The organism is Actinomycetota bacterium (assembly GCA_005774595.1).
In the GTDB taxonomy this organism is placed as follows: domain Bacteria; phylum Actinomycetota; class Coriobacteriia; order Anaerosomatales; family D1FN1-002; genus D1FN1-002.
The window spans coordinates 1-2,684 of the sequence record VAUM01000274.1; the positions used below are offsets into that span (position 1 = coordinate 1).

Here is a 2,684-nt window from a genome sequence, read left to right on the forward strand (position 1 = left end):
TGGTGGCGTCGAGCTCCTCGAGCACGAGCGGGTTGTCGGACTCGTAGCCGACCATCGCCGCGGTCATGCCGGCGCGTCTTGCCCACGTCAGCAGCTCGTCGGCGCGCGAGTGGCCGATGGTGACGAGGTCTCCCGAGCCGAACCACCACTTGCCGTGCACTCCGTCCGCCATCGCCTTGTACAACTCGATCGAGCGCGCGACGTTCACGCCCCAGACGTTGTCGTCGATGTTCCAGAACAGCCGCTTGCGGCTCGCTGCCACCTCGCCGACCACCTCGTCGACCGGACGCATCCGCACCGTGCGGCCGAAGAACTCGTGCACCGAGCAGAACGCGCACGAGTGCGGGCACCCGCGCGAAGTGAAGAACGAGCCGAACTGGTAGTGATCGGGCAGCAGGTCGGTGCGCGGCCGCGGAAGGTGCTCCAGCGGCGCGTACGGGCCGTGGTAGCGCGGCCTCAGCGCGCCCGCGACGGCGTCGTCCAGCACGCCGCCCCAGATCGTCTCCGCCTCGCCGATCACGATCGCGTCCGCGTGTGCGGCGGCCTCGTCCGGCAGCGCGTGGACATGGATGCCGCCGAGCACCACCGCGATGCCCCGCGAGCGCAGGACGCCGGCCGTGCGGTACGCCCACGGAGCCTGCGGCGTCAGCACCGTCATGCCGACGAGGTCCGCGTCGGAGGTATGCGGGTCGAAGTCGCGCAGGTTGGCGTCGACGAGCGCGACCGAGTGCTCGCCGGGCCGGACCTGCTCGGTCAGCGCCGCAAGGTACTCGAGGACCGGCGGCGCGATCGGCAGGCCCTTGGACTTCTGGCCACCCTCACCGAACGGCGGGGAGATGAGTGTGATGCGCACGTACGGGTCACCCTCCCGGCCTGGACACGATGCCGGTCCCGATGCTGTCGAACAGGTGATAGGTGTTCGGCAGGATCTGCACGCCCCAGAACGTCATCAGCACGCCGAACAGCGCGAACAGGGCGAGCCAAGCCAGGCGGCGCCCGCGCCAGCCGAGCGTGAGATGAGCGTGCATGTAAAGGCCGTACGCCAGCCAGGTCAGCAGCGACCACGTCTCGACCGGGTCCCACCTCCAGTAGGAGCCCCACAGGCGGTACGCCCAGATCGCCCCCGACGCGATCATCACCGCGTTGTTCAGGAACCCGAAGGCGACCAGGCGGAATGACAGCGAGTCGATGCGTTCCGAGGCTGGGATCCACGCCGGCACACCCGCCGGCTGCACGCCTCGCCGCTCCGCACGGTCCCTCACGAGGAGGGCCACCGCGAGCCCGGCCACCGCGGAGTACGTCGCGTAGGTGATCCACGCGAACGTCACGTGGACGACGAGCCACGCGCTCTGGTAGACGGGGGTGACCGGGGACACTCCGGTGTACTGGGTGACCCCGTAGCCCATCGTGAGCAGCGTGACCGGCAGCACCAGCACGCCCGCCACGGCGAGCCCGCGCCAGCGCCACGTGACCAGCAGGTACGCGGCGACCATCACGAACGTCCCGACCAGCACGTTCTCGTAGTCTTCGATGTACGGGAAGTGCCCCGACGCGGACCAGCGCGCGGCGATGGCGGCAGCATGCACCGACAGTCCGACGGCGACGACCACCGTCGAGGCCTCGACCAGCCGGCGCCGGCCGAAGACGACCCCGCCGAACATCGTGACGACGCCCGCGACGTACAGCGCGACCGCACCCCAGAAGGTGACGCTCTCAGCCAGACTCATGCCGGATCCTCCAGGCATTCCTCGCCGACACCCCTGAGCAACTCGGAGACCATCGCAGCATCGGAACGCTCCGAGAACGACCACGGCCGCGCACTCCTCGATACCGCCAGCTCGTGTCCCTCCGCGGACCGACGCACCAGCACGACCAGCCGCCGCTCCGGCACGGCGAACCTCCAGGCGGCACCGATGATGCACAGGTAGAAGCCGACGTACGTGATCCAGCGCGCGGGCTCGCCCCGGACGAGGTAGCTGTTCCACAGTCCAAGATCCTCGAACACGAGCGACCCCGCGGGGAGCGGCGCGGACTGCCCGCGGGCGAGCACGCCCTCCCAGAGGACCGACGACGGGCCGCCCGTCGGTGAGATGCTCGTCACCGTCACGCTGAGTCGCGGGTCCCGCACCTTGAGCGCGTCCGCCGGCATCGGCTCGCCGGGCCCGAGCGGGGCCGGCGTCGCCGTCATCTCCGCGACGAGCATGCCGCCTCCAGCCTGCGCGGCGCCGAGGGCGACCGAGTCATGCCAGCCGGCGGGTGTCTCGGCGGCGAGGTTCACCACCATCGGGTCCGCCGTCCCGAGCTCGGAGCGCAAGGAGAGCGCCACCGCATACCCCGTGTCGAGCAACAGGTACGACTTGCCGGCAACGTCGAGCGGATGGTTGACACTGACGTCCTTCTCGAACGAACGCCCCGCCTGATCCGCCGCATGCATGCGCGCGACCGCCGAGACGACCTGCCCCGCGTGGTACTCGACCGACATCTCACTCAGGCCGATGCGCGCTCCCGTGAACGCGCTCCCGATTGCGGGCTCCCTGGTCACGGCGTAGTACGCCCCGCGCGAGTCCACGACGGACTGCCCCTCAGCGAGCGCGAGCTCGCCTGAGAACGCAGTGAGCCCGGTGCAGACGCCGCCCACCGCGATCACCACGATGCTGGCGTGGAGGACGACCGAGCCCCAGAAC

The 2,684-nt window shown here is 70.3% G+C and carries 3 protein-coding genes; all 3 read right to left on the minus strand.

Going from position 1 to position 2,684, the window contains the following annotated elements; all coding sequences use genetic code 11:
- Nucleotides 1-853 (minus strand): radical SAM protein (locus tag FDZ70_09030; GenBank protein TLM70878.1); only part of this gene is annotated, 853 nt, incomplete at its 3' end.
- 7 nt (nt 854-860) lie between these two features.
- On the minus strand, nt 861-1,727 hold the full coding sequence (locus tag FDZ70_09035; protein TLM70879.1) for a cytochrome C biogenesis protein: 867 nt from the start codon (nt 1,725-1,727) through the stop codon (nt 861-863).
- The coding region (locus FDZ70_09040) for a cytochrome c biogenesis protein ResB (protein ID TLM70880.1) at nt 1,724-2,684 on the minus strand (961 nt) is incomplete at its 5' end. The genes FDZ70_09040 and FDZ70_09035, both read right to left, overlap by 4 nt.